This is a genomic window from Megasphaera hexanoica (genome assembly GCF_043520715.1).
GTDB classification, from domain to species: domain Bacteria; phylum Bacillota; class Negativicutes; order Veillonellales; family Megasphaeraceae; genus Megasphaera; species Megasphaera hexanoica.
Window position 1 is genome coordinate 2739888 of record NZ_CP171361.1, and the last position, 24777, is coordinate 2764664.

At 45.7% G+C, this 24777-nt stretch carries 19 protein-coding genes and 1 pseudogene; 3 read left to right on the plus strand and 17 right to left on the minus strand.

The features are described 5' to 3' along the window. Positions 1–30: 30 nt before the first annotated feature. The 7 genes from ACGTIC_RS13350 to ACGTIC_RS13380 all read right to left on the minus strand — a co-directional run bounded on the left by ACGTIC_RS13350 (position 31) and on the right by ACGTIC_RS13380 (position 7339). A complete protein-coding gene (locus ACGTIC_RS13350; RefSeq protein ID WP_059075641.1) occupies positions 31–927 on the minus strand; it encodes a hypothetical protein in 897 nt (298 codons plus the stop codon). Positions 928–937: 10 nt separating this feature from the next. Beyond that, positions 938–1876 carry a phosphodiester glycosidase family protein gene (locus ACGTIC_RS13355; RefSeq protein ID WP_059075640.1) on the minus strand — a complete coding sequence of 313 codons (939 nt, stop codon included), beginning with the start codon at positions 1874–1876 and terminating at the stop codon, positions 938–940. A gap of 30 nt (positions 1877–1906) precedes the next feature. Beyond that, positions 1907–2725: a polysaccharide deacetylase family protein gene (locus tag ACGTIC_RS13360; protein ID WP_059075639.1), complete on the minus strand. Its 819-nt coding sequence runs from the start codon at positions 2723–2725 to the stop codon at positions 1907–1909. A 73-nt stretch (positions 2726–2798) separates the two neighbouring features. Continuing rightward, positions 2799–3761 (minus strand): C-terminal binding protein, encoded by a 963-nt coding sequence (locus tag ACGTIC_RS13365; RefSeq protein ID WP_113856307.1) that lies wholly within the window; start codon positions 3759–3761, stop codon positions 2799–2801. Between the two features lie 229 nt (positions 3762–3990). After that, a complete protein-coding gene (locus ACGTIC_RS13370) occupies positions 3991–5538 on the minus strand; it encodes an ABC transporter permease (RefSeq protein ID WP_113856308.1) in 1548 nt (515 codons plus the stop codon). Then, positions 5535–6284, minus strand: coding sequence for a phosphonate ABC transporter ATP-binding protein (phnC, locus tag ACGTIC_RS13375; protein ID WP_113856309.1), 750 nt, complete (start codon positions 6282–6284; stop codon positions 5535–5537). The genes ACGTIC_RS13370 and phnC overlap by 4 nt, the downstream gene beginning before the upstream one ends. Positions 6285–6307: 23 nt before the next feature. Continuing rightward, the gene (locus tag ACGTIC_RS13380; RefSeq protein ID WP_240937222.1) at positions 6308–7339 is read right to left on the minus strand and encodes a phosphate/phosphite/phosphonate ABC transporter substrate-binding protein; all 1032 of its coding nucleotides are present in this window, start codon (positions 7337–7339) and stop codon (positions 6308–6310) included. Between the two features lie 395 nt (positions 7340–7734). Between ACGTIC_RS13380 and ACGTIC_RS13385 the strand changes: the two genes are divergently transcribed. After that, positions 7735–8832: a mandelate racemase/muconate lactonizing enzyme family protein gene (locus ACGTIC_RS13385; RefSeq protein ID WP_113856310.1), complete on the plus strand. Its 1098-nt coding sequence runs from the start codon at positions 7735–7737 to the stop codon at positions 8830–8832. On the opposite strand, the gene ACGTIC_RS13390 is transcribed toward ACGTIC_RS13385, so the two are convergent. After that, the gene (locus ACGTIC_RS13390; protein ID WP_059075634.1) at positions 8823–9383 is read right to left on the minus strand and encodes a phosphatase PAP2 family protein; all 561 of its coding nucleotides are present in this window, start codon (positions 9381–9383) and stop codon (positions 8823–8825) included. The two genes, ACGTIC_RS13385 and ACGTIC_RS13390, sit on opposite strands and share 10 nt — an antisense overlap. A gap of 401 nt (positions 9384–9784) precedes the next feature. Here ACGTIC_RS13390 and ACGTIC_RS13395 point away from each other — a divergent pair, with 401 nt between their 5' ends. Then, the gene (locus tag ACGTIC_RS13395; RefSeq protein ID WP_257536552.1) at positions 9785–10729 is read left to right on the plus strand and encodes an alpha/beta hydrolase; all 945 of its coding nucleotides are present in this window, start codon (positions 9785–9787) and stop codon (positions 10727–10729) included. Here ACGTIC_RS13395 and ACGTIC_RS13400 read toward each other — a convergent pair whose 3' ends face one another. From ACGTIC_RS13400 to ACGTIC_RS13440, 9 genes are all read right to left on the minus strand, one after another. Beyond that, positions 10730–11305, minus strand: coding sequence for a 4Fe-4S binding protein (locus tag ACGTIC_RS13400; RefSeq protein WP_113856312.1), 576 nt, complete (start codon positions 11303–11305; stop codon positions 10730–10732). After that, a complete protein-coding gene (locus tag ACGTIC_RS13405) occupies positions 11302–11502 on the minus strand; it encodes a 4Fe-4S binding protein (RefSeq protein WP_113856313.1) in 201 nt (66 codons plus the stop codon). The genes ACGTIC_RS13400 and ACGTIC_RS13405 overlap by 4 nt, the downstream gene beginning before the upstream one ends. A 163-nt stretch (positions 11503–11665) precedes the next feature. Then, entirely contained in the window at positions 11666–14770 is a 3105-nt protein-coding gene (locus tag ACGTIC_RS13410; RefSeq protein WP_113856314.1) for a type III restriction-modification system endonuclease, read from the minus strand. Between the two features lies 1 nt (position 14771). Continuing rightward, positions 14772–15848, minus strand: coding sequence for a YhcG family protein (locus ACGTIC_RS13415; RefSeq protein ID WP_113856315.1), 1077 nt, complete (start codon positions 15846–15848; stop codon positions 14772–14774). Further along, positions 15848–17347 carry a site-specific DNA-methyltransferase gene (locus ACGTIC_RS13420; RefSeq protein WP_257536553.1) on the minus strand — a complete coding sequence of 500 codons (1500 nt, stop codon included), beginning with the start codon at positions 17345–17347 and terminating at the stop codon, positions 15848–15850. Before ACGTIC_RS13420 ends, ACGTIC_RS13415 begins: the two co-directional genes overlap by 1 nt. Before the next feature lie 35 nt (positions 17348–17382). Then, entirely contained in the window at positions 17383–17736 is a 354-nt protein-coding gene (locus tag ACGTIC_RS13425) for a hypothetical protein (protein WP_394522364.1), read from the minus strand. Continuing rightward, a complete protein-coding gene (locus ACGTIC_RS13430) occupies positions 17723–18355 on the minus strand; it encodes a DUF4391 domain-containing protein (protein WP_113856316.1) in 633 nt (210 codons plus the stop codon). Before ACGTIC_RS13430 ends, ACGTIC_RS13425 begins: the two co-directional genes overlap by 14 nt. After that, entirely contained in the window at positions 18356–21586 is a 3231-nt protein-coding gene (locus ACGTIC_RS13435; protein WP_113856317.1) for a helicase-related protein, read from the minus strand. It lies immediately after the preceding gene. Between the two features lie 465 nt (positions 21587–22051). After that, positions 22052–23062: a transposase gene (locus tag ACGTIC_RS13440; RefSeq protein ID WP_113856319.1), complete on the minus strand. Its 1011-nt coding sequence runs from the start codon at positions 23060–23062 to the stop codon at positions 22052–22054. Between the two features lie 207 nt (positions 23063–23269). Here ACGTIC_RS13440 and ACGTIC_RS13445 point away from each other — a divergent pair. Continuing rightward, positions 23270–24351 (plus strand): annotated as a pseudogene (locus ACGTIC_RS13445) (ISLre2 family transposase). Positions 24352–24777: the final 426 nt, after the last annotated feature.

The following is a 24777-nucleotide window of genomic DNA, read 5'->3' on the forward strand; positions in this document are numbered from 1 at the left end:
CCAAAAGGCGCCAAGATGGCGCCTGGGCAGTTATTTCTTTTCATCCATCTTATCAGCTGCTTCACGCATGCTGTTCAGTGTAATCTTTGAAAATTCTTCCGGCGTCTTATAGGTAGCAATCTTGGTAAAGCCTTTCTTCAAACGGCCCCGGTATGCAGCAACCACTTCGTTGTCGGCATTCATTTCGGCAATGAAGATTTCCTGTCCGTCGATGCCTACGAGGCGGAATTTGCCGCTCGGCGAGATTTCACGCCAGCTGCTGGTCGCACCATCAAACATGTATACGACACCCGTGCGCAGATTATCATAGAAGAAAATATCCTGATCATAAAACACGGCAATGCGGCCGATATTTTCTGCCTGGACGTTAATGCGCCGCGTATCGTAGTTGGCATCGGTCCGGTAAATACGATATTTATCTTTATCGACTTCCAACTTCATGTATACCACATTGGTTGCTGTCGAATACGCGACATCGACGATTTTGCTGTCCCGTGGCGCATTTTCAATGGGCGTATCGAGTTCGCGGTCCGGATAAATCGGGTTATACTGGGCAATATAAACGCCATAACGGCCAGTCTTTTCATCTTTACCATACGTCGCGAAAATAGCCAGATTCCGGTCAGGCAGCCATTCAAAGAAGGACACCTTGCGTCCATGGAGACGGATGCGTTGTGGTTCACTCTTCTGACCCGCTTCATAAATAGAAACCGTGTCATCGACAACGGTTGCCATGAACCTCTTGTCGTAGGAATAATAGGTCTGGCCATTGGGTTCGGCCCCATATCCCATTTTTTCCTGCTGATTGGTCCCACCGATCTGGAAATCCGACGTCGGCGCAAAAAGGAACTGATCCAGGTAATAATACACGCCAGCCTGGATAGCTATGCCTGCAGCAAAGGCCAAAAGCACTTTTTTCAGCTTCATTCGTTCCCTCCTACTTTACAATAAACGCCGTCGGAATCATCCGTTCTCCGAGGAGATCTGCCGGTTTGTTGACAACTTTACCATTGAGATACAATGTAGAACTGGAACCCCCATCGAGATTAGCAGCAATATAAGCACCCTGTTCGTACATGATATTCTGCAAATCCCGCAGCGTCGCGCCGATAGAATATGATGGTTGACGTCCATCGATGACCAGGAACAGGACTGTCCCGTCTTTCCGCTGGCCGATAGCCGTACGGGGGCCGACGCCCCAGCCGCCATCACCGGCGGTAATCATCTTCTGACCATTGACAATCAATGCCGGGCCAAAGGAAATTCCTTCCTGGATATCCATGGAAATGAGTTCCCCTTTACTGTAATTGCCGGCTACGAGATTGCCGTCCTTCGTAAAGCCGATAAATTCGTTGACTTCACTGTTATCAGCATCGCCACCGAGGACAAACTTGCCATCGTGGAGGATAAATCCATACGGACTGCGGCCGGTCCCGGTACCATTGGCATCATAGAACCCGCCTGCATTAATAGCCGCGACAGCGTTGTTGCGCTGGGCGATACCGCTGGTCGTATCGCCTTTTTCATCCATATTTTCAGCTGTGCCGACCTTAACTCGTTTGGGGTCGGGGATTTCCAGGAGAAATCCCTTGAACCGGCTCGATTCGATATTTTGCAACTTCAACGAAGAATCAGTGCGGACTTTGAACTTGAATAATTCCTGCTTCGGTGCCGTACTGATGCCTCCCAGTATCTTATCGATTTCGTCCTGGGAAAAGAGCCAGGTGATATACTGGGGATGACGGCTTTTCAGAATAGCCCCGACAACGGTCCGCTTGATATTATCAAAAGGTCCGAAGAGAACGACTACGGGAGACGTTACAGCAAAAAACAAGAGCAGGACTACAAAAAATTTACCTATTTCCTTCAGCTTCATAATTACCTCATTCTAAGCACACCGGCTGCCTTACCGTTGTTCGTACTTTTCAGTCGTAATGCGCTGTCTGAAATTATCTATGTCCACTTCATTGCCAATCCAGATACGTTTGACCGCATAGGGATTGTCACCATATTTTGCCCATCCCGGATTCATGGTAAAGGCCAGCTTAATGCCATATTTCTTCATGACCTTTTCCGCTTCCGGGCTGTTACCGCCATAGGGATAGCAGAAAAATTCATTGGTTATGCCCAGCTGTTCTTTGAGTTCGGCCTGGCTTTTCTGCATTTCTGTATCCAGTGTAGTACCGCCCATCTGGTTCAGCCGTTCATGATGATACCCATGAGATGCAATTTCCATGCCCGCAGCCTTCATTTCTTTAATCTGCTGCCATGTCAGGCGCGTCCCATGATCCGCATCATACGTAGGAATGAATACCGTACAGGCAAACCCATATTCCTTCATGACCGGCATGACAATCGAATAGGTATCGGGATATCCGTCATCAAAGGTCAGGACAACGGGACGGACAGGAACCGGTTTGTTATGGACCATGTATTCATAAAGCTGTTCCATAGTAATCGGATGAAAATCATTATCCTTCAGGAACTTCATCTGCTTACGGAAATTTTCTTCTGTCAGACAGGCCTGATTATGAGGGTCATCGGGATCAACGCCAATCATATGGTACATCAGAACCGGAACGCCGTTCTTAGGTACTGCCATTTCCACCTGTGCAGTCTGGGCAGCTGGCGCATCTTTCTTCTGGGATTCTTCCCCGGAAGAGCCACAACCTGCCAGCAGAGACAGACATATCAGAGCCATGCCTAGTAGTTTCCAAATACGCAAAATTTAGAAGCCCCCTTCTCGTATACTTGTGTTACGTACTATATTTTACAAGATTTTGACTTTTGGTGCAAATTTATAGATAGGGCACGAAAGACAGTTCCTCTTCATGACCAGCCAGGAAAAGCCGTATCTGCCGCTCTGCCTCGTGGAAGAGTGCCTGTTCTCCTTCTACAGAGTGAGACGCTACACTCGGTGTCAGCAAAAATTCCGGCCGGGTCATCATTTTGAGCATCATCGGGCTGGGATGTTCCATAGACAGGACATCCAGTGCCGCACTGCGGATATGCCCGTCATCGACAGCATGGTATAAGGCCGCTTCATCAGCCAGTCCACCACGGCTGCAATTGACGAATATGGCTCCTTCTTTCATTTCCTCAAACTGTTCTTCCCGAAAAATATACCGCGTCGTTTCATTGAGTGGTATGTGCAGCGATACGACATCGCTGGTCCGCAGCAGTTTGTCGAAATCAACGGGCCGGACCCGTTCTTCCATCATGATTTTTTCGTCAACAAACGGATCATAGGCCTGTATTTTACATCCAAAAGCCTGCATCCGTGCCGCAACGGCCCTGCCTGTACGGCCGTAACCAATCAGGCCGATAAGGTTGCTGCCCACGCGGTGCAGCGGCCAGCCAACAGCGCCGTATTCCCAACGGCTGTTATTGCGGATATCGTTCTGATACTCGGGAATCTGACGCAGGAGAGCCAGCATCATAGCACATGTATGATCGGCAATGTCATCCACACAGTACACCGGATTACAGAGTACCTTCACGCCCCGCCGGGCTGCCGCCTGCAGGTCTACATGATCGACCCGCGAACGGAGGACGACAATCAACTTTAATTCATCTAACTGGTCCAGCAGGGATTCCGTTACAGGTTCATCCCGACAGACAAGAACATCACAATCTTCCAGTCTTTCTGCCATTTCTTCTTCATTTGTGACCGGGCAATACGCTACATCGGCAATATCGCCCAACCGCTCGCCAAAATCATCTTCATCCTGATGCGTAGCAAGAATACTTATGTGGTACATATCACAGCCCCTTCTCTCTTAGAAATAAAGAATTTAGTCATAGATATACAATTAAATATATATCACATTACCGGTCAAATAGCAAGCCTTATGCACAACCTTATGCACAAAAGGAACTGAATCCGCCCGGCGCCAATACGGCCCGGCAGGAAAATCTCCGCACGCTGGCAAATCTCTGAAAAAAAATTCCAGACAGTATTCTCAGAGGAACATGTCTGGAATCATCAGATTACTGTATTTCACTGAGCCGTTGTTTTTTACGCAGCCATTCCGAAAAGATCTCTACGATCGTTACCAGCCCGGTCATGCCCCATAAAAGGGCTCCCGCTGCAGCCCATTCGTAATGCATCATCGCCAGTATCAGCGGCGTTCCGATACCGCCGGCCCCAACCAGGCCCAGGATAGCGGCATCGCGCAGATTGACATCGAACCGATACAAGACAGCCGCCCCGTAGCGCGGTACCAGCTGTGGCAGGACAGCCCAGCGGATGGATCGTGCGACGGATATTCCCATAGCCCGGTATGCCCGGTACGGTTCCAGCCGGATATCATCGATAGCGATGAGAAATCTCTTGGCCAGAAGGCCGACACTGCACAAGGATAAGGTCAGTACGCCGGCAAAAGGACCGGGGCCGGTAACGCGGATCCACATCAGGCCGTACACAAATACAGGAACGGCACGGATGAGCAGCAATATCAGCCGCGAAGCCAGTGCAGCCGGCACGGGAAGGAGGCGGAAACTGGCCGAAAAAGAAAACCAGGCAGCAATGACCGTACCTCCCAGCGTACCCAGGAAGGCTATGCAAAATGTCTCATACAGGAGCCAGGGGACGCCATCATGAGCAAGGGAAAATATCATCGACCAGTCGGGATGAAGGATTCCCTGCATAATAGCCGCTGCAGCTGCCATGCCCTTTCCATCCATATCTGGCAGCACCAGCGTCTGAAAAGAGGAAAAAAACAGTACGGCCAGCGTCAGCAACAACAATACTTTTTTCATGCGGGACAAATGACTTCTGCCTGAAAGGACCTGGCGCAGCCATTCACTGACACCTTCTGTCAGCAGGACGACGACGTACAGCAGCAATAAAATCATGCCGACTTCACTGTATTCACGCCAGGCCAGCCTTTCATTCAGTAAAATTCCGATACCTCCGGCCCCGACGTATCCCAGGATAGCCGCATGGCGGACATTGGCTTCCAGCATATATAATACATTAATCAGATACCCTGCCAGGACAGCCGGCAATACAGCCCGGATAAATGCCCGCAGGCGGCCGCATCCAGCTGCTTCCAGTGCCTGGGCCGCTCTTAAGTCGGCGTTTTCCATATCTTCATAGCCCATACGGACCATGACCACCGTCGTATAGATACTCAGTGCCAGCGTCCCGGCCAGCGTTCCCAGTCCGACGAGGAACGTACAAAGGAGTGCCAGAATCAGTGCCGGGATGGTCCGGATGAGATGAACGATAGTCTTAAACGGAATCCGCAGCCAGGCATGAGGATTGAGATAGGCATTGGCAAAGGACGCCCCCACCAGGCCCAGCACGGCCCCGATTCCCGTACCGGCCAGAGACATCTGCACCGTCGCCCAGAGCGGAGCCAGTACGACCCTGGCATAGGAAGTTTCTGGCGGTATCATCGCTCCGGCAATGTCAAAGAATCGCACGCCCCGCCTCAATAGAAGAGACAGAGATACATCGGTGCTTTCCCCGCAAAGGATGATCAGTGCCAGAAATAGCATCCCCATGCCTGTTCGGCGCAATGAATATCTCATGATTGCGTCCTCCCATACAGGTCCTGCAACCGGTCATCTGTCCAGTCTGCCGGAGGCCCGTCAAAGAAAATGCGTCCATCTTTCAGCCCGATAATCCGGTCCGACCAGGTCCGTGCCTGTTCGACGTTATGACTGTTCATGACGACAGTAAGCCCCTGTTTCTTCTGCAATTTGCGCATGAGTTCCAGAACCTGCCGGGCTGTCAGCGGATCCAGCGAGGCAACCGGTTCATCGGCGAGAAGAATCGTCGCATCCTGCATCAGCGTCCGGGCAATAGCTACACGCTGTTTCTGACCGCCACTCAATGTATGGGCAGGAGTCTGGCTGTATGATTCCAGCCCCACTGCTTTCAGGGCAGCCATGGCCTTTTCTTTTTCTGCCTGGGGAAAACACCCGGACAAGGCTCTCCACAGCGGAACGCGGGCCAGACTGCCATTCAGCACATTCTGCAGGCACGTACACATATCGACAAGACTGAAATCCTGAAAAATCATGCCGACCCGCTGCTGGATTTTCCGCCTGCCCCGGCCGTTCAGCCTGTCAAAACGGGTACCGTCAATCCAGACCTCACCCGAATCGGGCCGCACCATATGGTTAAACAAGCGCAGCAATGTCGTCTTGCCGGCTCCGCTGGGTCCGATGACCGATACAAACTGTCCCGTCGGGATAGAAAGCGATATATCGCGCAGTACAGGATGCTGCTTTTTATAGGACTGGCAGACGTGCTTTAATTCCAGCATAGCCATGGTTCTTTCCCCTTTTCACATCATTACTTTAATTCCTGCTGAACTTTCCGTTCTCCATCATAATCCGAACTCTGAGCCCAGTCATATCCTTTATGGCCCAACGTCTGCAGCACTTTCAATCCTTCATCGGTCTTTCCGATTTCAATGAGCGATTCGCCGAGGGCTTTGCGGAAGTTTTCATCCTGCATGACCTTGCTGGTCTTGCTGACGCTGACCGTATCGTTATAAATCTTATCCGTTACACCGATGACACCGGTCTGGGACCAGATATCCGATGTACCGCCGAATTTTTCCTGCCAGTTCTTTGCCATATGGGCACGGATATGAGAATAGGCCACGATGACATCTACCTGTCCCGATGCCAGGCGGGCCGTCGAAGTCGTATACGAATCAGACTGCACAACATGAGCCAGATCGGATATTTTCTTGCCATAATTATCCTTCAGCCACAGTGACGGATACAGATATCCGGAAGCAGACGCCGGGCTCATGACGCCCCAGGTCAGATCATTCAATTCATCCCAGGTCGGCTTTTCGCCCCGTTTTACCTTAGCGAGAATAGCCTGTCCTTTGGCGCTCGGCCCTACGACAATAGCCGAACGATAATATTTCACCAGATCCTTCTTGAAGGCTTCCGGCGTACCGTTGTTCCAAACAGATAAATCCGTCGTATCCTTATCGATACCCTGGCGAAGCGCCGTCAGCAGCACATCGACATCTTTATCATACATGACATACGTAGCTCCGGAAATAAAGCCCATATCGGCACTGCCCGAACTCAGAGCTTCTCCTACGGCGTTATAAGAAGTCCCCACATTGATAGTAACTTTTTTAATATTGTATCCCTTTTCTTTCATTTTTTCCTGGAGCATCTTCCCCAGTGGTTCGGTCTTTGTCTGGATTGTGTCGGCATCCTGGTACGGTGACACGGCGATTTTTAATTCTTCCACCTCTTTCGACCCGTTCTTCTGCGTATCACTACTGCCACAACCAGATAAGAATACGCATCCTACCAGCAATGCCGATAGGAGAACCTGCCATTTTTTCATCATCATCGACTCCTCACAAAATATAATACATATTATAAAACATAAAAAGAGAGGGACTCTCTATCCCTCTCCGTACAGTCAGCACCCATGCGACAAAAAGGGAATATGACTCCCATCTGTAACGGTCGGCGTCTCTGGCGCCCTCTCAGTCCGGCAAACGGACTCCCTCGCATGTTGGCCATTAATATTCAAAAATATAACAAATCCAGGGAGCTCCCCCAAGATTCACGTTCAGACCATCTTTAGTATAATATATGAAATTTGTAAATTCAAGGTAAAATTCATTTCCTCATCCATACCCTGTATATGCCACTTCCAGCCAGCAGTTTCTGGACAATCATGACACGAGCCAGTACAATAATACTGATATATATTTCATAAAACAACGAAAGGAATCTCCCATGAAAATTACAGATATACGCGTGGGAATTGTACGCATCCCACTCAAAACACCCTTCGTCACGGCACTGCGTCGTGTCGATATGGCCGAAGACCTGGTTGTCAAAGTCATCACCGACGATGGACATACTGGCTGGGGCAATGCACCGGCGACGGTTGTCATCACCGGAGACAGCCATGCATCTGTGGCCTCAGCTATCAAAGATACGATAGGGCCACAGATTCTTGGCATGGATATCGATGACAGGGAAGCCATCCTTCAGCGCATCCAGCACAGTATGGTGCATAATACATCGGCTAAAGCCGCCCTCGATATAGCGGTTCACGACTTATTCGGACAAAAATATCGCTTACCCCTGTATCGCTTTTTCGGCGGCCTGCGTCAGCGCATCACTTCAGATCTGACCATCAGCCTGGGAGAACCGGAACAAATGGTTCAGGACGCACAAAAAGCCATACAGGCAGGCTATACAAATCTGAAACTCAAAGTCGGCGTCGATGCTGCTCTCGATATCCGCCGCGTCCGGGCCATCCGTCAGGCTGCCGGCCCGCATATCGCCATTCGTCTCGACGCCAATCAGGGCTGGAAACCCAAAGAAGCCGTGCGCACGATTCGTCGTATGGAAGATGCCGGCCTCAATATAGAATCGATTGAACAACCCGTAGCAGCCTCTGACACAGAAGGACTGAAATTTGTCACCGACCACGTAGATACGCCGATCATGGCCGATGAATCCGCATTTAGTCCTGGTGATGTATTTCATCTTCTCGCCATCCGTGCCTGTGACCTCATCAATATTAAGCTCATGAAAGCCGGCGGTCTCGGGCCCGCTTCCCAGATTGCTTCCATGGCACAAGCCTCTGGCATAGACTGCATGATGGGCTGTATGCTGGAAAGCAAAATTGGCATTACCGCTGCAGCCAGTCTCTCTGCCGGTAATCCCGCCATCGCAATCAACGACCTCGATGCGGCCGACCTCATGGCAGACGATCCCATCATAGGAGGAATTTCCTATGATAGAAATGAACTTATCCTGCCGCAGGCTCCCGGGCTGGGCATTACCGATGTGGCAGGCTGGCAGGAGTGGGATTACCGATAAAGACTGTGTCTCATGAAAAACCGTTTTTTCGCATACTGGCAAATCCGGTACGCACCATAGCCGACACCAACCCCCAGGACAGCCCCGGCCAGAACATCACTGGGAAAGTGCATAAACAAATACATCCGGGAAAAAGCTACGACTGCCGCCAGTCCATAAGCCAATATGCCAAGACGCTGGCGGTAGCAGTATATGACCGTCGCTCCGGCAAAGAAAAAGAATGAATGACCAGAAGGGAAGGAGTAACTAACGGGATATTTGAGTGCCTCTACCACGGGAGCTCCTTCGATGACGATATACGGACGGATCCGCATGACCACATGCTTCAGGACGACATCACCAATGAAAACAGCTGCAATGACGGCCACAATAATGGTCAATGTTATCCAGCGGCTGCGGCGATTCCACAGGCCGGCAGCAGCCAGCCCCAGCCAGAGCCACAGACAATTGATGCCTGTCGTAAACAACGTAATGAAACTATTCATATGCGGACCAGCCAGGCGGTGCAACCAGAATAATACATGTACATCAGTTGATAAAATCCATTCCATACATATCCTCCCTTTCGCAATGAACGCAGTATATCACGGAAGAGAGTACAGGTAAAATATATATAACATAGGTAATCCATATGATTATCATATGGATTACCTATGTTACATTTCTGATTCTGCGGGACGCTGCACGGCATATAGCACGTATGGAAACCAAACAAAAAAACACTCGCAAACCCCATTACATCAGGCTTTGCAAGTGCTTTTTTCATTCAAGCGTGCCAAAGATGAGATGATAACAAAAGCGAATCATTGCCGCCACCCGCATCCCATGCTAGAATGAAACAAATACGTTAAATAAAGGAGATGCTGATAAAATTGTTCAGTCACAGCCAGAAATCAAAAAACAATTAATAGCTCTTGCCCTAACCGGGCTTGTGTGGATAGGAGGCAATGCTATGGCCATGAATGTCAATGTCGATTCTGCTACGAAGGATATGCCGGGAAAAGTGGAAAGCACGAAAATTTCCGTCCCGTTGAAGACGCCCGTCATCAACCAGATTTCCGATGTCGTATACGAACAGGTCCCGATGCGGGGCTATCCTAATGTGGCTATGAAGATGGATATTCTCCAGCCAAAATCAGAGAAGAAGCTTCCTGCCATCGTCTATGTCACCGGTGGCGGTTTCATCAATGCCAATAAGGATAACGGCATCCAGCTCCGGATGCATCTGGCAGAAGCCGGTTATGTCGTCGCGTCCATCCAGTACCGGGTAGCGCCTACGGCACGTTTCCCGGAACCACTGGAAGATGTGAAATCGTCTATCCGCTATTTGAAAGCCCATGCAGACCAATTCGGCATCGATCCGGAACGGGTCGGCATCATCGGTGGAAGTGCCGGCGGTTATCTTTCTGCTATGGCAGCTACGACCAGTGGCACGACGACCTTTGATAAAGGGGACAATCTCCAGATGGGAAGCGAGGTAAAAGCGGCCGTAGATCTGTATGGCCTTTCCGACCTGACCCGCATCGGCGACGACTACAGCGATGTTGTGAAAAAAGCCCACCAGTCGGCTGGCGCTACAGAAGCACTGTGGGTGAACGGATCTGCTGTATTCGGTGGAAAAGACGGTGGCATTCTGGCCAATCCAGAAGGCGCAAAAAAAGCCAATCCCATTACCTATATATCCCAGACCAGTGCCCCTATGCTGCTCATGCATGGAACAAACGATACCATCGTTTCCCCCAGCCAGACCGACCTGCTCTTCCAGGCTCTCCAGAAACATAACATCCCATCCAAACGGTACCTGGTAGAAGGCGCGGCCCATGGTGGTATTTACTGGAACCAGGAAGAAGTGCTCCACATCATCACGGACTTCTTTGACTCTTATTTAAAGGGCTAATTATCCCTTCTTATTCCGGAGCTTACAAATTCCCTGTGTCAGTGTTCCCATGGGACAGAACGTACACCACGCCCGGGGGCGGAACCAAAGCATGGCAACAATCGCTATGAGTTCTGAAGTCAGCATCAAACTATACAGCTTGAATGAAAATTGTACTACCCAGGGAGAAACAGCTGCCGTACTGGTCCATTCCCAGGGAAGGCGGATTGTCCAGAACAGCATAACCGCATCCTGAACCGATGCCACACCTCCGGCAACCAGCCAGGTCGTCCAGAGGGCACTGCCAAACATGGCAAAGAAAAAAGCCATGAACAAGACTCGAAAGACGGTACTATGAAGAAATGCCGGCATGGCATGGCGCCGGGATAACCCGGCCTGACTCCCGAAAAAACGCAAAAATTGTCCCCGGTCACAATAGCGGTTACAAAATAATTTGTTGCCACCGATAATTGCAAACAGCAACGGCAGGCAGAAATTAATCAGTCCCAGCCAGGCAAACAAGATATTAACAAAGCCCAATGAAAAATAAATAATGGACCAGATCCACAAATAATGATACCAATGACGGCTCTTCATCGGCGCACCTCCAAATGAATAACGCTAGCCGGACATTCCCGGGCACAACGGCCACAACCCACACAGCGCGTTACATCTACCCTGGCAAAACAACCATGCCACATTGAAATAGCTCCACGGGGACAAACATCGGCACAACTCCCACAGGCCACGCAGCCCTCCTGTCGGACTACAGCATATCTCTTAATAGTACTCATACAAACTCCTTTTTATACATTCAACGGACACAATAGCCCCAGCCGTAATTGTTATATAAATGCTAACCTTTAAGAGCCGGTATCATTTGACAAAACACCACCGGTACCATACACCAAGGATTCCTTCTATTTAGCTTTTATCCAATGCATCCGGACTATTTCCTCAAATAGCGTTCATCATACTTAGCAGGTTTTGATAGGAATCTACCTGTCCGTAGACTACATCGTCCGTTGAAATTTCATTGAACAAAGTCTTAGCGCATTTAATCTTGGCCTGTTCAATGGGACGCAAATCCATGCTTTCCATAGAGCCCTTTGTTTCAGCTACAAAGTAAATATGCTTCACAGTTCCCTTCTGAAATGCTATCGCCCAGTCCGGTGCATAATTTCCGACAGGTGTCGGAATCTGGAACCCCCGTGGCAATTTAGCATACACAACCACTTTATCGTCTAAATCCATGTCTTCTGCAAATTTTCGCTCTATAGATTTTTCTGCTGTTCCATCAGTAAATACATAGTCCTGCACATTTTTCTTGGCCGGGTACGCCTTAGAAAAATCCTTGTTTTTTTCAGCTGTAAAGATTTCAGAATCATAGGTACCATCCGTCCTATTATACGTAATGTCATCGACAATCATGGTAGCCTTTTCTTCATTGATAAGTTTCGTTACCTTGGAAATGAATTCTTCCGGATTATGTCGGTACATTGCAAATTTCGCAGGAGAAATTCCCTTCAGAATCATAGCAACCGTTTTTCTAGTCAAATGTGTCCCAGCGCCAATTTTGCCAACAAGATCGTACTTGACTTGGCTCGTTTCGCCTCGTTTCAAATCGTATGTATGGCTTTTTTCTGATACAAAACCATTCCCTGATTTTATAGTCTCAGCTGACCAATCGTCGCCTTGCTTCCCTTTTGTTACGGTATACTGCAATTGAGAAACAAAGAGCTTCTCATCAATATGCTGAATCGCTTTTTGAATCAGCTCCTGACTATCAAAATGCACGGTATAACTCCATTTATGGTTAATATAGTTCCAAAGGGTCTGGAATTCTTTCTTATAGAAGTTATCATTCAACGCATTTTCCTGAATTTTGGTCTGATGACCGTCTTCAATCATTCCATCCAGTGCATGTTCATCAAAAATGCCCTGAACGAGTGCATGCACTCCGGCTGTAATGTCTTTTATTTTATCTGGAAGTGGGGCTAAGGTCTTGTTTTCTGCATCAGCACGATACGCATCTGTTACATAACCATCTTCATCTATATAAGAATTCTTGACAAGGTAGAAATAAATCATATTTGCCTGGTCACTAGTAACAGTCACCACATCGTCGCCAATTTTAATCCGCTTGCCTTGGAAATATTCCACTGTAGCTTTGGTCGGACGTTCATACAGGTCGTCTTTAATGTCGTTTTGAAGCGAAGAAACAAAATCTTTATACCCGTCACTGGCAATGACAGTCAGTTTGTTGATTTCCTGCACTTCTGAACCAAGAACTTGTTCATCCATCCTGTCACCAGACTGATTGACGCAGAGGCGAAGACCACGGCCTACTTCCTGCCTTTTATTCGTCGTACTGTCTCCCCCATGCTTTAAGGTGCAGATTTGGAAGACATTGGGATTATCCCAGCCTTCACGAAGCGCAGAATGTGAGAAAATGAACCGCACTGGGTTATCGAGAGAAAGCAGTCTTTCCTTATTCTTTAGAATCAATTCATAAGCGGATTCGTCATCACTGAAATCTGAACCGCGCTTTGTTTTAGAATCTACCTTATGCCCTTTCTTGTCAATACTGAAGTATCCTTCATGGGTTGCATGGACATCAATCCGCTTCAGATACTGATCATAGGGTGTATTAAAGAGTGTCAAATACTCATTCAAAATAGAAATATATTCCTCTTCAAACATTTGCCCATATTCTGAGTTGACTTCATTGCCTTCTTCATCATACTTCCGATAATTCTCTACCTTATCGATAAAAAACAAAGACAGCGTCTTGATACCGCGGTTATACAATTCCTTTTCCTTCTCGAAATGAGAACGGATAGTTTCCCGAATCTGAACCCGGCGAATGTCCTTTTCGCTGACATCGCCCAGGACTTCACCCGTGTGGATTTCCGCACCATTGGTAAAGGTCACGACGCCTCGAATCGGGTCAATATCATTGATATGATAGCCCTGATACTGTTCCATCTCTTTGGAAAGAGCATACAAATCATCATCGACTCCGACAATACGGGTTTCACGCTTGATGGATTTACCATATTTGATTTCAAATTCCAGTCGGGCCATGGGCGGCTTTTTCGGTGAAATGATAATGTTTTCAAGATACAGATAACCATCTGTTCCACGCAAATTATGGATGTCGAAGCCTTTGACCTCAATCTTTTTGACCAGCTTCATCCGATACGCATCCAGTGCATGCAAGACGTAAACAAGGTCATGATGCTCTTTATGCGTAGCAGAATAATTCAACGTAAAAAGCGGATGGAATTCTTTCAATGCTTCCTGCGTTTTCTTTCCGCCCATCTTCTGCGGTTCATCAAGAATCACAATGGGCCGGTTCGCTGCGATTACATCAATAGGCTTTCTTGAGCCGAAATCATCTCTTGCTGAAAAAATAATTCGAGCCGCCTTATCGCCACCTCTGCCTTCTTTATTTTTCTCTTTATTAAACCCGGCATTGAAAGCCTGTACATTGATAATCATGACCGAGAGGTCTGCACTGGAACTGAAACTGTCGATATCAGTCAAATTTTTAGAGGTATAAACAAAGAAGCGGGCTTTCTTGCCATACTGTTCCATGAAATGGTCCTGCATGGTCTGAAAACTCTTCTGGACGCCTTCGCGAATTGCAATGGACGGAACGACGACGATGAATTTACTCCAGCCATAGCGCTTATTTAACTCAAACATAGTCTTGATGTAGACATAGGTTTTCCCTGTCCCTGTTTCCATTTCTACATCCAGAGAGCAGGCGCCTAAATGCTTTGCCAGAGAAGACGACTCCTTAATATTATTATCGTTTTGGACATCTCGTATATTGTTTAGCAGCTGATGTGAGTCAAGCGCTACCGGTGTATTCGAAAAACCAATGTAAAGGTCTTCATCAGAGACTTCCCAGTTAAAAAGGGTTCTATCGCTCATTGTTGAACCTGTATCGCGGCGATAACTCATTTTATTCTGAAATGGCTGTCCGGCAAAAACTTTTACCACGCTGTCCACCGCTGCAGTCTGATAGTCTTGTATGGTAAATTTAAATTTCATCTCAGTCATCCTTTTCATCTCCCTGGGAATTTTCTATGGCCTTATCCGGATGCTGAGTATAGAAAATCGCCTTTTGCTTCTCAACTTCCTCTTTTAACTGTTCTTTCGTTGGAAGATATGTCAAGTACTTCGACATAAAGAGTCTGTCATTATCATGCAGGACCGAGTATCGTGCAATATCTACATCCGTTTCAGAACATAGTAAAATGCCGATTGTCGGATTATCCCCTTCTTTGCACTTCAGGTCATCATACATCCTCACGTACATATCAATCTGCCCAACGTCTTGATGTGTAATTTTCCCCATTTTCAAATCAATCAGCACATAGCATTTCAATTCAATATTGTAGAAAACAAGGTCAATATAGTAATCATCTGTTTCAGTTACAATATGCTGCTGTCTCGCAACAAAGGCAAATCCTCTCCCCATTTCCATCAGAAAATCCCGGATGTGTGAAAGGATAGCAGTTTCCAGGTCACTTTCCAGATACGAATCTTCATTTTTAAATCCTAAAAATTCTGCAATCACCGGGTTTTTAATTAGTTCATACGTTTCTTTCTGATACTGGGCCGTATGAGCCTTCATTTCTGCAATCACTGCGCTCTTTTGAGGTGATTTCAGAAGCCGGTAATAATACTGGGTACTAATATTACGATCCAGTGTCCGAGAACTCCAGCCTTGTTCCGATGACTCACGTAAATACCAAATGCGGGCATCTTCGTCGCTGACTCGAAGGAGAGAGCGAAAATGTGTCCATGTAAGATTTGGCACGCATGCGTGCCAAATCTCGCGTTCCGGAAATAGGAGATAAAATTGTCTGTAATTCCGAAGGTTTCTAGCCGTAAAACCTGCCCCAAATTCTGCTGTCAAAACAGCCGCCAGGTTTTTAATCAACGCTTTGCCATATTGGGCACGCGCCTTTCCTTTCTGTTCTTCTTCTACAATCCGTTTCCCAATATTCCAATACATATCAATCATCGCTTGATTGATAGATTGATACGCAGCTTTTCTTCCAGAAGCAATAAGCACTTCTAAATCTTTTATTAAGGAATGATATGAACTCAGATTTTTTTCCATTAAAGCACCTTCCTTACGGTCTGCGGACTATAAGTCATAAATATCTGTTCGAAGTTAGCCGCTACGCTGTCATCTGCCATGGAACTATCACGGAATACAGCATAATACGGATGCTGCTTGGCAATGGCCGTTACTACTTCTTCGGTAACATTTTCATCAAAGCAGGCAATCAGATAGCCGTTTTCTACAGAAAAGACTTTTTTACCAGCTATTTCTGTCTCTTCGATTTTCGACGAAAGGAGTACACCCAAATCAAGCATGACCTGAATCAGCAAATCTTCTGGCGTGCGGTCTTCCTTGATATTATCGGCAAAAAGGTCCATTTGATTCTGTTTCATATCAGCTGGCTTGTAATAAACGTCTTTCATGTTGGAAGAATCCACTTTGAAACAGCGGAAACCATAGTCGATATCTGCGCCCGTTTCTTCCTTGATTTTCTTGCCAGCACGGCGAATACGTTCTTCGCCGATGTCACAAATAGTACGATATCCATCATGATAGGCATCACTATCTGCAGGTATATCTTCCGGTAATTGAACCATAATGTATTTTACATTTTTATTTACTTTTACATTATGATGTAATATCGCCTCTGCAGTAGAAGCGGACCCAGAAAAAAAGTCGAGTACAATAGAGCTATTATCCACAGCAGCTACAGTAAGTATTTTTGCCATTAGCCGTTGAGGTTTAGGCCCATCAAAATATCCCTTATCATCAAATAATTTTTTCAACTCTTGTCGCCCTTCTTGGTTATGGCCCACCTCTTCATATTTCCAAATCGTTGTTGGAGTCATCCCTTGTTGAACATCAGCTAAATATCTCTTTATACGGGGCATGTTTTCCCCATTGGTCCCAAAATATACTCTTCCTTCATCAATTAATTTTTTCATTTTTTCTTTACTAGTAAACCAACACCTTCCATTAGTTGGGTATACAACTTTTCCATTAGGTGTTGTTATAGGGTAATCATATGTTGCAGAATAAGTCTTGACAGTCATATTATCTGCTGCCCATGGACCTCTAGGATCGTTATCTGGATTTTTATATCTTGCATTTGCTTCATCTGTTCTCGGTAATTTACCAATTACAAAATTATTAATTTTTTTCGCATATACCAATATGAAATCATGACTTACAGAAAAATATTTAGCATCATTTTTTGGTGAAAATGCCCTTTCCCATACTACTGTACCTACATAATTCTGCATGCCGAATATCTCATTACACATCGCTTTTAAATTTTCCGACTCATTATCACCAATCGAAATAAAAATAACTCCATCATCAGAAAGAAAATCTTTTGCAATTCTTAACCTGGGATATATCATGTTCAACCAGTCTGTATGAAACCGTCCATTGCTCTCCAGATTTTGTACCATTCGGTTTCCTTCTACATCTCGCTGCCCGCTGTTTTCACCATATTCTTCTATACTTTGATAGAAATCATCCTCATAGATAAAATCATTTCCCGTGTTATACGGCGGATCAATATAAATCATCTTTACTTTTCCAAGATAGGTTTCCCTCAGGATTTTCAGAGCATCGAGGTTATCGCCCTCGATGTAGATATTTTCACTATCAATGTTCCCCCCCCCGGTGTACCATCGCGGCTGACGGATTTTTCCCTATCCAGTCTCAATGTTTTGGCAATGGGCTGATTTGCAAGCATGATGGTTTTCCGCTTATCCGGCCAGGTAAACTGATAGCGCTCCTGCCCATCATCTACGACCTGCGTATTGATTTCCTGCATAAGCACATCTTTATCGATGGCACGGATTACATGCCCCTCTTCATCGATGGTTTCTGTGACCGCATTGGGAAACAAGGCCGCCAGTTTTTCATAATTTTCTTTTGCTAAATCAGCCGTATGCATTTCAAGCTTTTCCATGAGTGATTTCCTCCAATTGTTTTTTATAGTCTTGTAGCCGGGTATATATTTCAAATCGCTTTTTCGGCTGTTGTTCTTTCCAGGCAGCGACTTCTGTCTTTTGAATCAGTTTCTTCAGACGGTTGATTTCATCCTGCCGTTTTAACTGTTCATCTATAGGTAGCTCTTGTCTCTGTAGCACATCTTCCGAAGAAATGGCAATTTGCCGTACCAGATTATCCCATATTTCGTCCAACGTATTTCCTTGAAGTCCCAGGGAAAGGTCATTTTTCTTCATCCAGGCCGTGCGATAGAGTTTGCGGTGATACACAGCTAGCTGGCAACATTCTCCGTACATAAGCAAAAAAATGAGCTTATGAGGATTCTGTCTAGCAATAGCCTCCGCGATTTTCCCATCAAAGTCCTGCTGTTTAAGACGCAGAGATAAGAGCAGGATTTCCTTTATATCACTTTTATTTTCCAGATTCAGATTGCGCTGAGTCAGACTGTTTTCGACTTGAATCTGCTCTACGTCAGACACAAATCGGGCTTTCAGCGCTGCCGTAAGTGATAGATGCTGATAAAACGCTTCTTTCGGAAGTCTCCGACGAATGACCGTGCTTTTCGGAAAGTCAATCATTTATTTCACCACCATAAAACAAATCAGTTCAAAATCATCCAGCCCAGAGAATCCCATATCCTGAAACGTAGTCTCTCCCGAAGAAAAAAAGCTGTCAATATCCTCTTCCTCTTTCGTTTCAATAATCGATTCGATAGCCGCTTCAAGGAGTTTGGAAACATTTCCCATGTTTCGGCCATCTTTCGTCTCTTTATTAAAGATATGGCACAGTTCCTGAATGGGAACCTTCTTCCCTTTAGCTATATGCCGCATTTCGTCCAGCGTATCTTTTGGCTGCAAGTGGTGGGTAATAATCTCACCATCACTGCCAACATATACCATATAGAACGGATGGAGCCGGTTCTGATTCTTGATGTTGATTTTCGGGTTTACATTCTTTAATACGAATATCACGCCCGGCTTACTTCCCTTTGCCACAGCATGGATGCCAAGCGGTATATGCTCTATATCTGGATGGTCCTTCATATAGGCGAGCAAATCCATGCGGAAGTCATTGAGTCCTAAATCGGTAATAGAGATACCACTTGTCATATCTTCCAAGTCCACGACTTCTTCCTGCAGCTTTTTCAGCTGTTCCTTACGGTAGGCTAAATCGCCTTTTTCATCCTGATTGATCAGGTCATCGTCACCGGTTGAAGTCATGACAGAAATCCTCATCCTTGTTTCGACTCTCGCCTTCAGGTTAATATATTCGTCCAGCGTCAAGTCGGGCCAGAAATTCACCAGCTGAATGACCTTGTTCTGACTGCCGATACGGTCGATTCGCCCGAACCGCTGAATGATACGGACAGGATTCCAATGAATGTCATAATTGATGCAATAATCACAATCTTGCAGATTCTGGCCTTCGGAAATGCAGTCCGTGCCAATCAGGATATCAATATTTTTATCCTTATCTGCTGAATAGAGGATATCCCTGTCTTTTGATTTGGGAGAGAAACAGGATAATACATGATTCATGTCTGCCTTGAAATGGGGAATCGTCGTTCTGCCTTCAATTCTGCCCGTGACAAGCGCCGTATGAAGGCCCATCTCTTTGGCTTTAGGCGCTATATTTTCGTAAAGGTATTCTGCCGTGTCGGCAAAAGCCGTAAAAATAAGGATTTTCCGGTTGCCCGTATTAATGGGAGCCTCTTCTTTTTTCTGAATGACTCGAATCAGTTGATTCAGTTTATAATCGTATTCCGGAGTAATATCTTTCACCATGCCGATGAGCAGGGAAAGGGTTTCCAAGTCTGCTTTGATGTCACGCTGCCATGAAATATAATCCATATCGCGTAAATCAATTTGTATCTTTTTCCCTACAGAAAAGAAATCTGTGTTCTGATCGTCTTCATCAAAATCTGCGGCTGCTCCAGACAAATCATCCATTTCGCTTAGATTTCCCTGCCCATTCTTTATAAAGGTATCGACAATCTGGTCCGTTTCATACAGATACTGGTATACCCTTTGTACCGTCAGCAGGAAAGAATGAACAGAGCTTTCCATACGCTTTAAGAGGTTGATACTCATGAGGCGCTGGATACCTGTTTCACGACCTTTTCGGAAGTTCTCCGTTTCCTCTTTCGACAGATACTTGGACAGTTTGCTCGGCAAAATGAACTGCGTAGGCGTATAAATGGTAAGATTCAATTCAGACAGACATTCGTAGACTTCTTTATAATTGATAGCCCCTTTCCGGTCCGTCAATTTAGGATACAAGGAAATGGGCTTATTTCTTGTCGGGAATGTTCCGATATCCGCTGTATCATAATAGGTCTGTATATGGTGACGGGACCTGGCAATGGTAACAGAGTCTAGAACTTCAAAGAAGTCAAAATCCAATTGGGAAAGCAAAGCTTTCGTAGTTCTTTCTTTTTCCGGGAGCTTGCACCATGCATTATAGACGCGTTGAGCCTGGCGGAAAATCATGTCGATATCTGACTGTATCTTTAATTTTTCATTGATTTCTTCCGGGTTACCTTCGTAGGCAAGGGCCAGCTGGTTCCGTAAATCATAAAATCGGTTATTGACGGGTGTAGCAGAGAGCATAAGTACTTTGGTGCGGACTCCCGGCCTGATTACACGGTTCATAAGGCGCATGTAGCGGTTTTCTTTTTCACCACCATGCGTATTGGTACCATTACCATTCCGGAAGTTATGGCTTTCGTCAATGACTACTAAATCATAATTACCCCAATTGATTCGGTCGATGGGAAGGCCAATAGATGTCATCCCACGGTTACGGGAAAGATCTGTATGATAGAGCACATCGTAACGGAAACGGTCTGCTGCCAATGGATTGTTCACCAGATTACCACGATAAGTCATCCAGTTCTCAGAGAGTTTTTTCGGGCAGAGGACGAGCACATTTTTATTACGGCCTTCGTAATACTTGATTACGGCCAGTGCAGTAAATGTTTTTCCCAGCCCTACGCTGTCGGCCAGAATACAGCCATTGTATTGTTCCAATTTATTAATAATGCCAAGGACCGCATCCTTCTGGAAATGATAAAGCTTGTTCCATATTACACTATTCTTGAACCCCGTAGCTTCATTGGGAAGGACGTCTTCCGAAATATCATCGAGAAATTCACTGAAAATATGATACAACGTCATGAAATATATAAGTTCCGGCGCATTTTCCTGATAGACTGTAGAAATCATATCGATAACTTCGCTTGTCACATCGGTAAGTTTTTCTTTATCATTCCATAGGGTATTAAAAAGATTCAACAGTTCCTTGCTTGCCGGGTTCTCAAAGCGAGTTACAATATTGCTGATGTTATTTCCTCGTTCACAACCCATATCTACTGTTGTAAAAGAATTCACCGGCATATAGGTATAGGTGTCTTCTGGATTTTCTACGACGAGAAAATTGTTCATGCCTTCCCAGGTCTTATTGGAGCGAAATGTCGCCTTCTTGCGCATCCATTCTGCACATTCCTTGGCTACCGCTTTCTGTTTCAGTTCATTCCTGAGGCGGACTTCAAATTCCGTCCCATACAGCCCCTTTTCGCGATTCAGTCTCGGAATATAGAATTCTCGTCTTTCCTTGGGCGTTTTTTCTGCAATGAAAGTGGGAGACGTAAAAATGAACCGGAATTCATCACAATGTTCCAGCTCATGTTTAAGTGCCTGATATGCATAAATAGAAAAACATGCCGCTGCCACAGACACCTTGCTTCCAGATTGTATTATCTTGACTAGATCATCTTTTACGACCTTAGTAGTGTTATTGAATATTTCCATTTATTTGCTCCAGTATCTTTATCCATAAATTCTTTAAATACACATCATATTACAGCTTTTTATCTCCGAAGTTAATATTTCCCATTTTAACCAATATAACACAATTATAAATCCTATAGTTGCTATATACAAGCAACCCGCTTCAAAATGAACAGTCGGAGTTTGGCAACTATACCAGCGGGTCCTACGTAACGAAACTATCTATCACAAATGATTATATCCTTTCTTACAAACGGACACAGCTCATCGATGAGCTGCATGAATTATCCGGATTCAAGACAAACTATAAATTCATGACCAAAGTAATAATACGAACCATCGTAAAGAATTCAAAACCATTAACTAAAAAAAATGGGTCTAGTCCAACTTTTGTGGTTGGGCTAGACCTTTTTTTGTGGTCACGCTGTTTACAGTTTTGTGGTTTTGCTGGATACATTTTGTGGTTGACCTAGACCATGTTTGTGGTCAAAAGGTATACGTGTCTTCTTTATTCAGGCAGTATAAAATACGATTTCTGGTCCTCTTGAAATTACGGAATCCATTGGCATTGTTTAATAAACGCTGTACTTGACGGTTTTTTGATTCGATATGGCTATTGTTGATACGGCGGCCATTTACAACGGTAAATGAATTTACGATTTCTTGTTTCCAGTTGGAAAGTACAGTCAACCGTTTGTTGTATCTAGCGACGTTATCCAGCTGTACATTATGGTTCAGTACCACTTTAAATTTCATCAATACATATGCCAGGACAGGGTCTGGTGTTTCCCTGCGACATTTCAGTCGGACCGCATTGAAATCTTTGGTGAGATGTTGTAGGACATGGAAACTATCGGCACAGATGATGGCTTTGGGGCAGTACGATTGGAAGACGGAGCGAAATGATTCAGACATGTCGATGGAAACATATTTAATACGATCCAACTCACTTGTGTGAGTTTCATAGGAATACGTCTCATGTTTAGTATGGCTGAGATAATAAAGAAGATAAGATTTCTTGCGGTCGGGAAGTATATCGATAATGACCCCCGTAACAAAATCCATCAAGAGACAGCAGTAAAGAGAATCATAGTCGGAGTCTGGCAGATAATGCTCATTGAGAGATAAAATTTGGGGCAATGGTTTGCGTGCGATATGGACATACCTGTCGAAAATACGGAGAACCATAGCTTTAAATATGTAGTTTCTCTTGGCTGCGAGGGTGTAGGTGATTTCCGGATGTTTAAGATCCTGTAATATGTTGATCTTAGTTTCATGAGTGATGCTTTCATGGGAATGCGTGAAGGGATTCGGTTCGTTGAATGTAATCTGGCAGGCGTTGCAACGATACCTGCGTTGGAGATACGGGATGGTACATGCCCTGTTGATGAATGTGGAATGAGTAAGTTTGCGTGGGTAATATCCATGAATATGCGTCTGTCTGCTGCAATACGGGCAGCTACAGTGAGCGTCAACAAGACGGATTTTAATGACCATAGAACCGTCGGATTGATTGAGGGTCAGTAAATCCTGGATTTCTTAGTGTAAAATAGTTCTCGGTAAGACTTGTCAAAAAGAAAGAAGACCCTGATAATAATGAGAGGCCACCACACCAATCTCATCAAACCGAGGTCTTCTATGGAAACTATTGTAACAGAAATCATCAAAACAATAAAGGACTCCGATACAGTTATTGAACGGGATATGAAATTATTAGCCCTGTTTTTCGAATTATTCCGAACCGCATTGGGGATAGCATTAGAACCGCTCGACCGGGAATTAGCAACGGAATATAAAAAGCAGGGATATATCGTAGAGCGCCAGGATGGACGGACAGTGCAATGCCTGTGCGGTATCGTATCGTTTGTCCGCCGGCGGATAAAAAGCCGGGAAAGAAAGGCATCTATCCACTGGATAAACAGCTCCGATTGAAACCCTACCAACGGTTTTCCGCTTTGCTGATGAAGAAAGTGGCAGAAACGGCTACCAGCTGTGTATATCGAAAAACGGCCGATATCGTGAACCGGTTTACCCTGACGAACCTGAGTCATCAAACGGTGAAGCATATTGTGATGCAATCGGGGAAATTGTGTCAGGAATGGCAGGACATTCAGCGGCAGGAAAGTCCCGCAGAAGAAACGGAAGCCCCGGTTGTGTACATAGAAGGAGACGGGCTGGTCTTGCGGGGACAGCATAAGAGGCAGTTGGAAATACACCGGATGCAGGTGTATGAAGGACGGGAAAAAGAAGGAAAACGGACCCGGCTGCTCCATGCGTATCACATGGCTTCTACAGAATATGAAAAGACACGGGACCAAGCAGGGTGGTACATGCACCGGCAGTATGGATTAAGCCATACGATAGTGATCAGCAACGGGGATGGCGGAACGGGATATGGCTATGAGGCGTTTCAGGAACTGGCAGCAGGGTGCAAGTGGCATGAGCACCAACGGGATGTCTATCATGTACACCGCAAGGTGAAAGAACGGCTGCCTTTTGCTGCACCGGAGGTACAGGAAGAAATCCGGAAGAGTATCTGGAAGCATGATGAAACGAGTCTGGCACTCTGGCTGGATACGGCTGAATCGGAAGCAGAAGGAAACGATGAATTACAAGACGTGGAACGGTTACGAAAGCGATTTAAGAACATCATGAGGAAAGTGATGAAACGGGTCCCTATGCAGCCTCACAAGGGCGTGCATCAAGGAAGTATAGGAACGTACAGCTCAGCAAGCAGTCCGTTAGGAAAGCTGGCAAAAGGGCTGCAAATGGCATATATTTTGTAAAAATGTGGAAATAAGACCCCGCTTATTACCTAGGTCTAAAGGAAAGACCGAAAACTTCTTGACACTAACCCTGGATTTGTTCGGATTTGATGTTCAAAATATTTGTGATAAACTGATGTAAAGACATATTGTCTTGCCTCCTTCTTAGAAATGAATGGGTGATGCTTTCATTTTAAGAAGGAGTTTTTTTATTGCAAGGGGCAGACCACAAAGTGTAAACAGCCCCACCACAAAGTGTGACTAGGATGACCACATAAAATGGACTAGAAAAATAGACCACAAAAATTGGACTAGGGGTGACCACACCACAAAATCTGGACTAATACCAAAAAAATAGCATGTATGGAGACTAAACAAAAATACTCGCAAAGCCCATTACCACAGGCCTTGCGAGTATTTTTGTTATTTTAAAAGTATCAAAGATAG

Excerpts from the sequence above, each read along its gene's own strand:
- ACGTIC_RS13370 (WP_113856308.1), bottom strand. The coding sequence starts at position 5,538 with ATGAGATATTCATTGCGCCGAACAGGCATGGGGATGCTATTTCTGGCA.
- ACGTIC_RS13390 (WP_059075634.1), bottom strand. The coding sequence starts at position 9,383 with ATGGAATGGATTTTATCAACTGATGTACATGTATTATTCTGGTTGCAC.
- ACGTIC_RS13385 (WP_113856310.1), top strand. The coding sequence starts at position 7,735 with ATGAAAATTACAGATATACGCGTGGGAATTGTACGCATCCCACTCAAA.
- ACGTIC_RS13380 (WP_240937222.1), bottom strand. The coding sequence starts at position 7,339 with ATGATGATGAAAAAATGGCAGGTTCTCCTATCGGCATTGCTGGTAGGA.
- ACGTIC_RS13435 (WP_113856317.1), bottom strand. The coding sequence starts at position 21,586 with ATGGAAATATTCAATAACACTACTAAGGTCGTAAAAGATGATCTAGTC.
- ACGTIC_RS13395 (WP_257536552.1), top strand. The coding sequence starts at position 9,785 with ATGGCCATGAATGTCAATGTCGATTCTGCTACGAAGGATATGCCGGGA.
- ACGTIC_RS13420 (WP_257536553.1), bottom strand. The coding sequence starts at position 17,347 with ATGATTTATATTGATCCGCCGTATAACACGGGAAATGATTTTATCTAT.
- ACGTIC_RS13415 (WP_113856315.1), bottom strand. The coding sequence starts at position 15,848 with ATGGAAAAAAATCTGAGTTCATATCATTCCTTAATAAAAGATTTAGAA.
- ACGTIC_RS13400 (WP_113856312.1), bottom strand. The coding sequence starts at position 11,305 with ATGAAGAGCCGTCATTGGTATCATTATTTGTGGATCTGGTCCATTATT.
- ACGTIC_RS13365 (WP_113856307.1), bottom strand. The coding sequence starts at position 3,761 with ATGTACCACATAAGTATTCTTGCTACGCATCAGGATGAAGATGATTTT.
- ACGTIC_RS13410 (WP_113856314.1), bottom strand. The coding sequence starts at position 14,770 with ATGAAATTTAAATTTACCATACAAGACTATCAGACTGCAGCGGTGGAC.
- ACGTIC_RS13350 (WP_059075641.1), bottom strand. The coding sequence starts at position 927 with ATGAAGCTGAAAAAAGTGCTTTTGGCCTTTGCTGCAGGCATAGCTATC.
- ACGTIC_RS13425 (WP_394522364.1), bottom strand. The coding sequence starts at position 17,736 with ATGGAAAAGCTTGAAATGCATACGGCTGATTTAGCAAAAGAAAATTAT.
- phnC (WP_113856309.1), bottom strand. The coding sequence starts at position 6,284 with ATGGCTATGCTGGAATTAAAGCACGTCTGCCAGTCCTATAAAAAGCAG.
- ACGTIC_RS13405 (WP_113856313.1), bottom strand. The coding sequence starts at position 11,502 with ATGAGTACTATTAAGAGATATGCTGTAGTCCGACAGGAGGGCTGCGTG.
- ACGTIC_RS13355 (WP_059075640.1), bottom strand. The coding sequence starts at position 1,876 with ATGAAGCTGAAGGAAATAGGTAAATTTTTTGTAGTCCTGCTCTTGTTT.
- ACGTIC_RS13430 (WP_113856316.1), bottom strand. The coding sequence starts at position 18,355 with ATGATTGACTTTCCGAAAAGCACGGTCATTCGTCGGAGACTTCCGAAA.
- ACGTIC_RS13440 (WP_113856319.1), bottom strand. The coding sequence starts at position 23,062 with ATGGTCATTAAAATCCGTCTTGTTGACGCTCACTGTAGCTGCCCGTAT.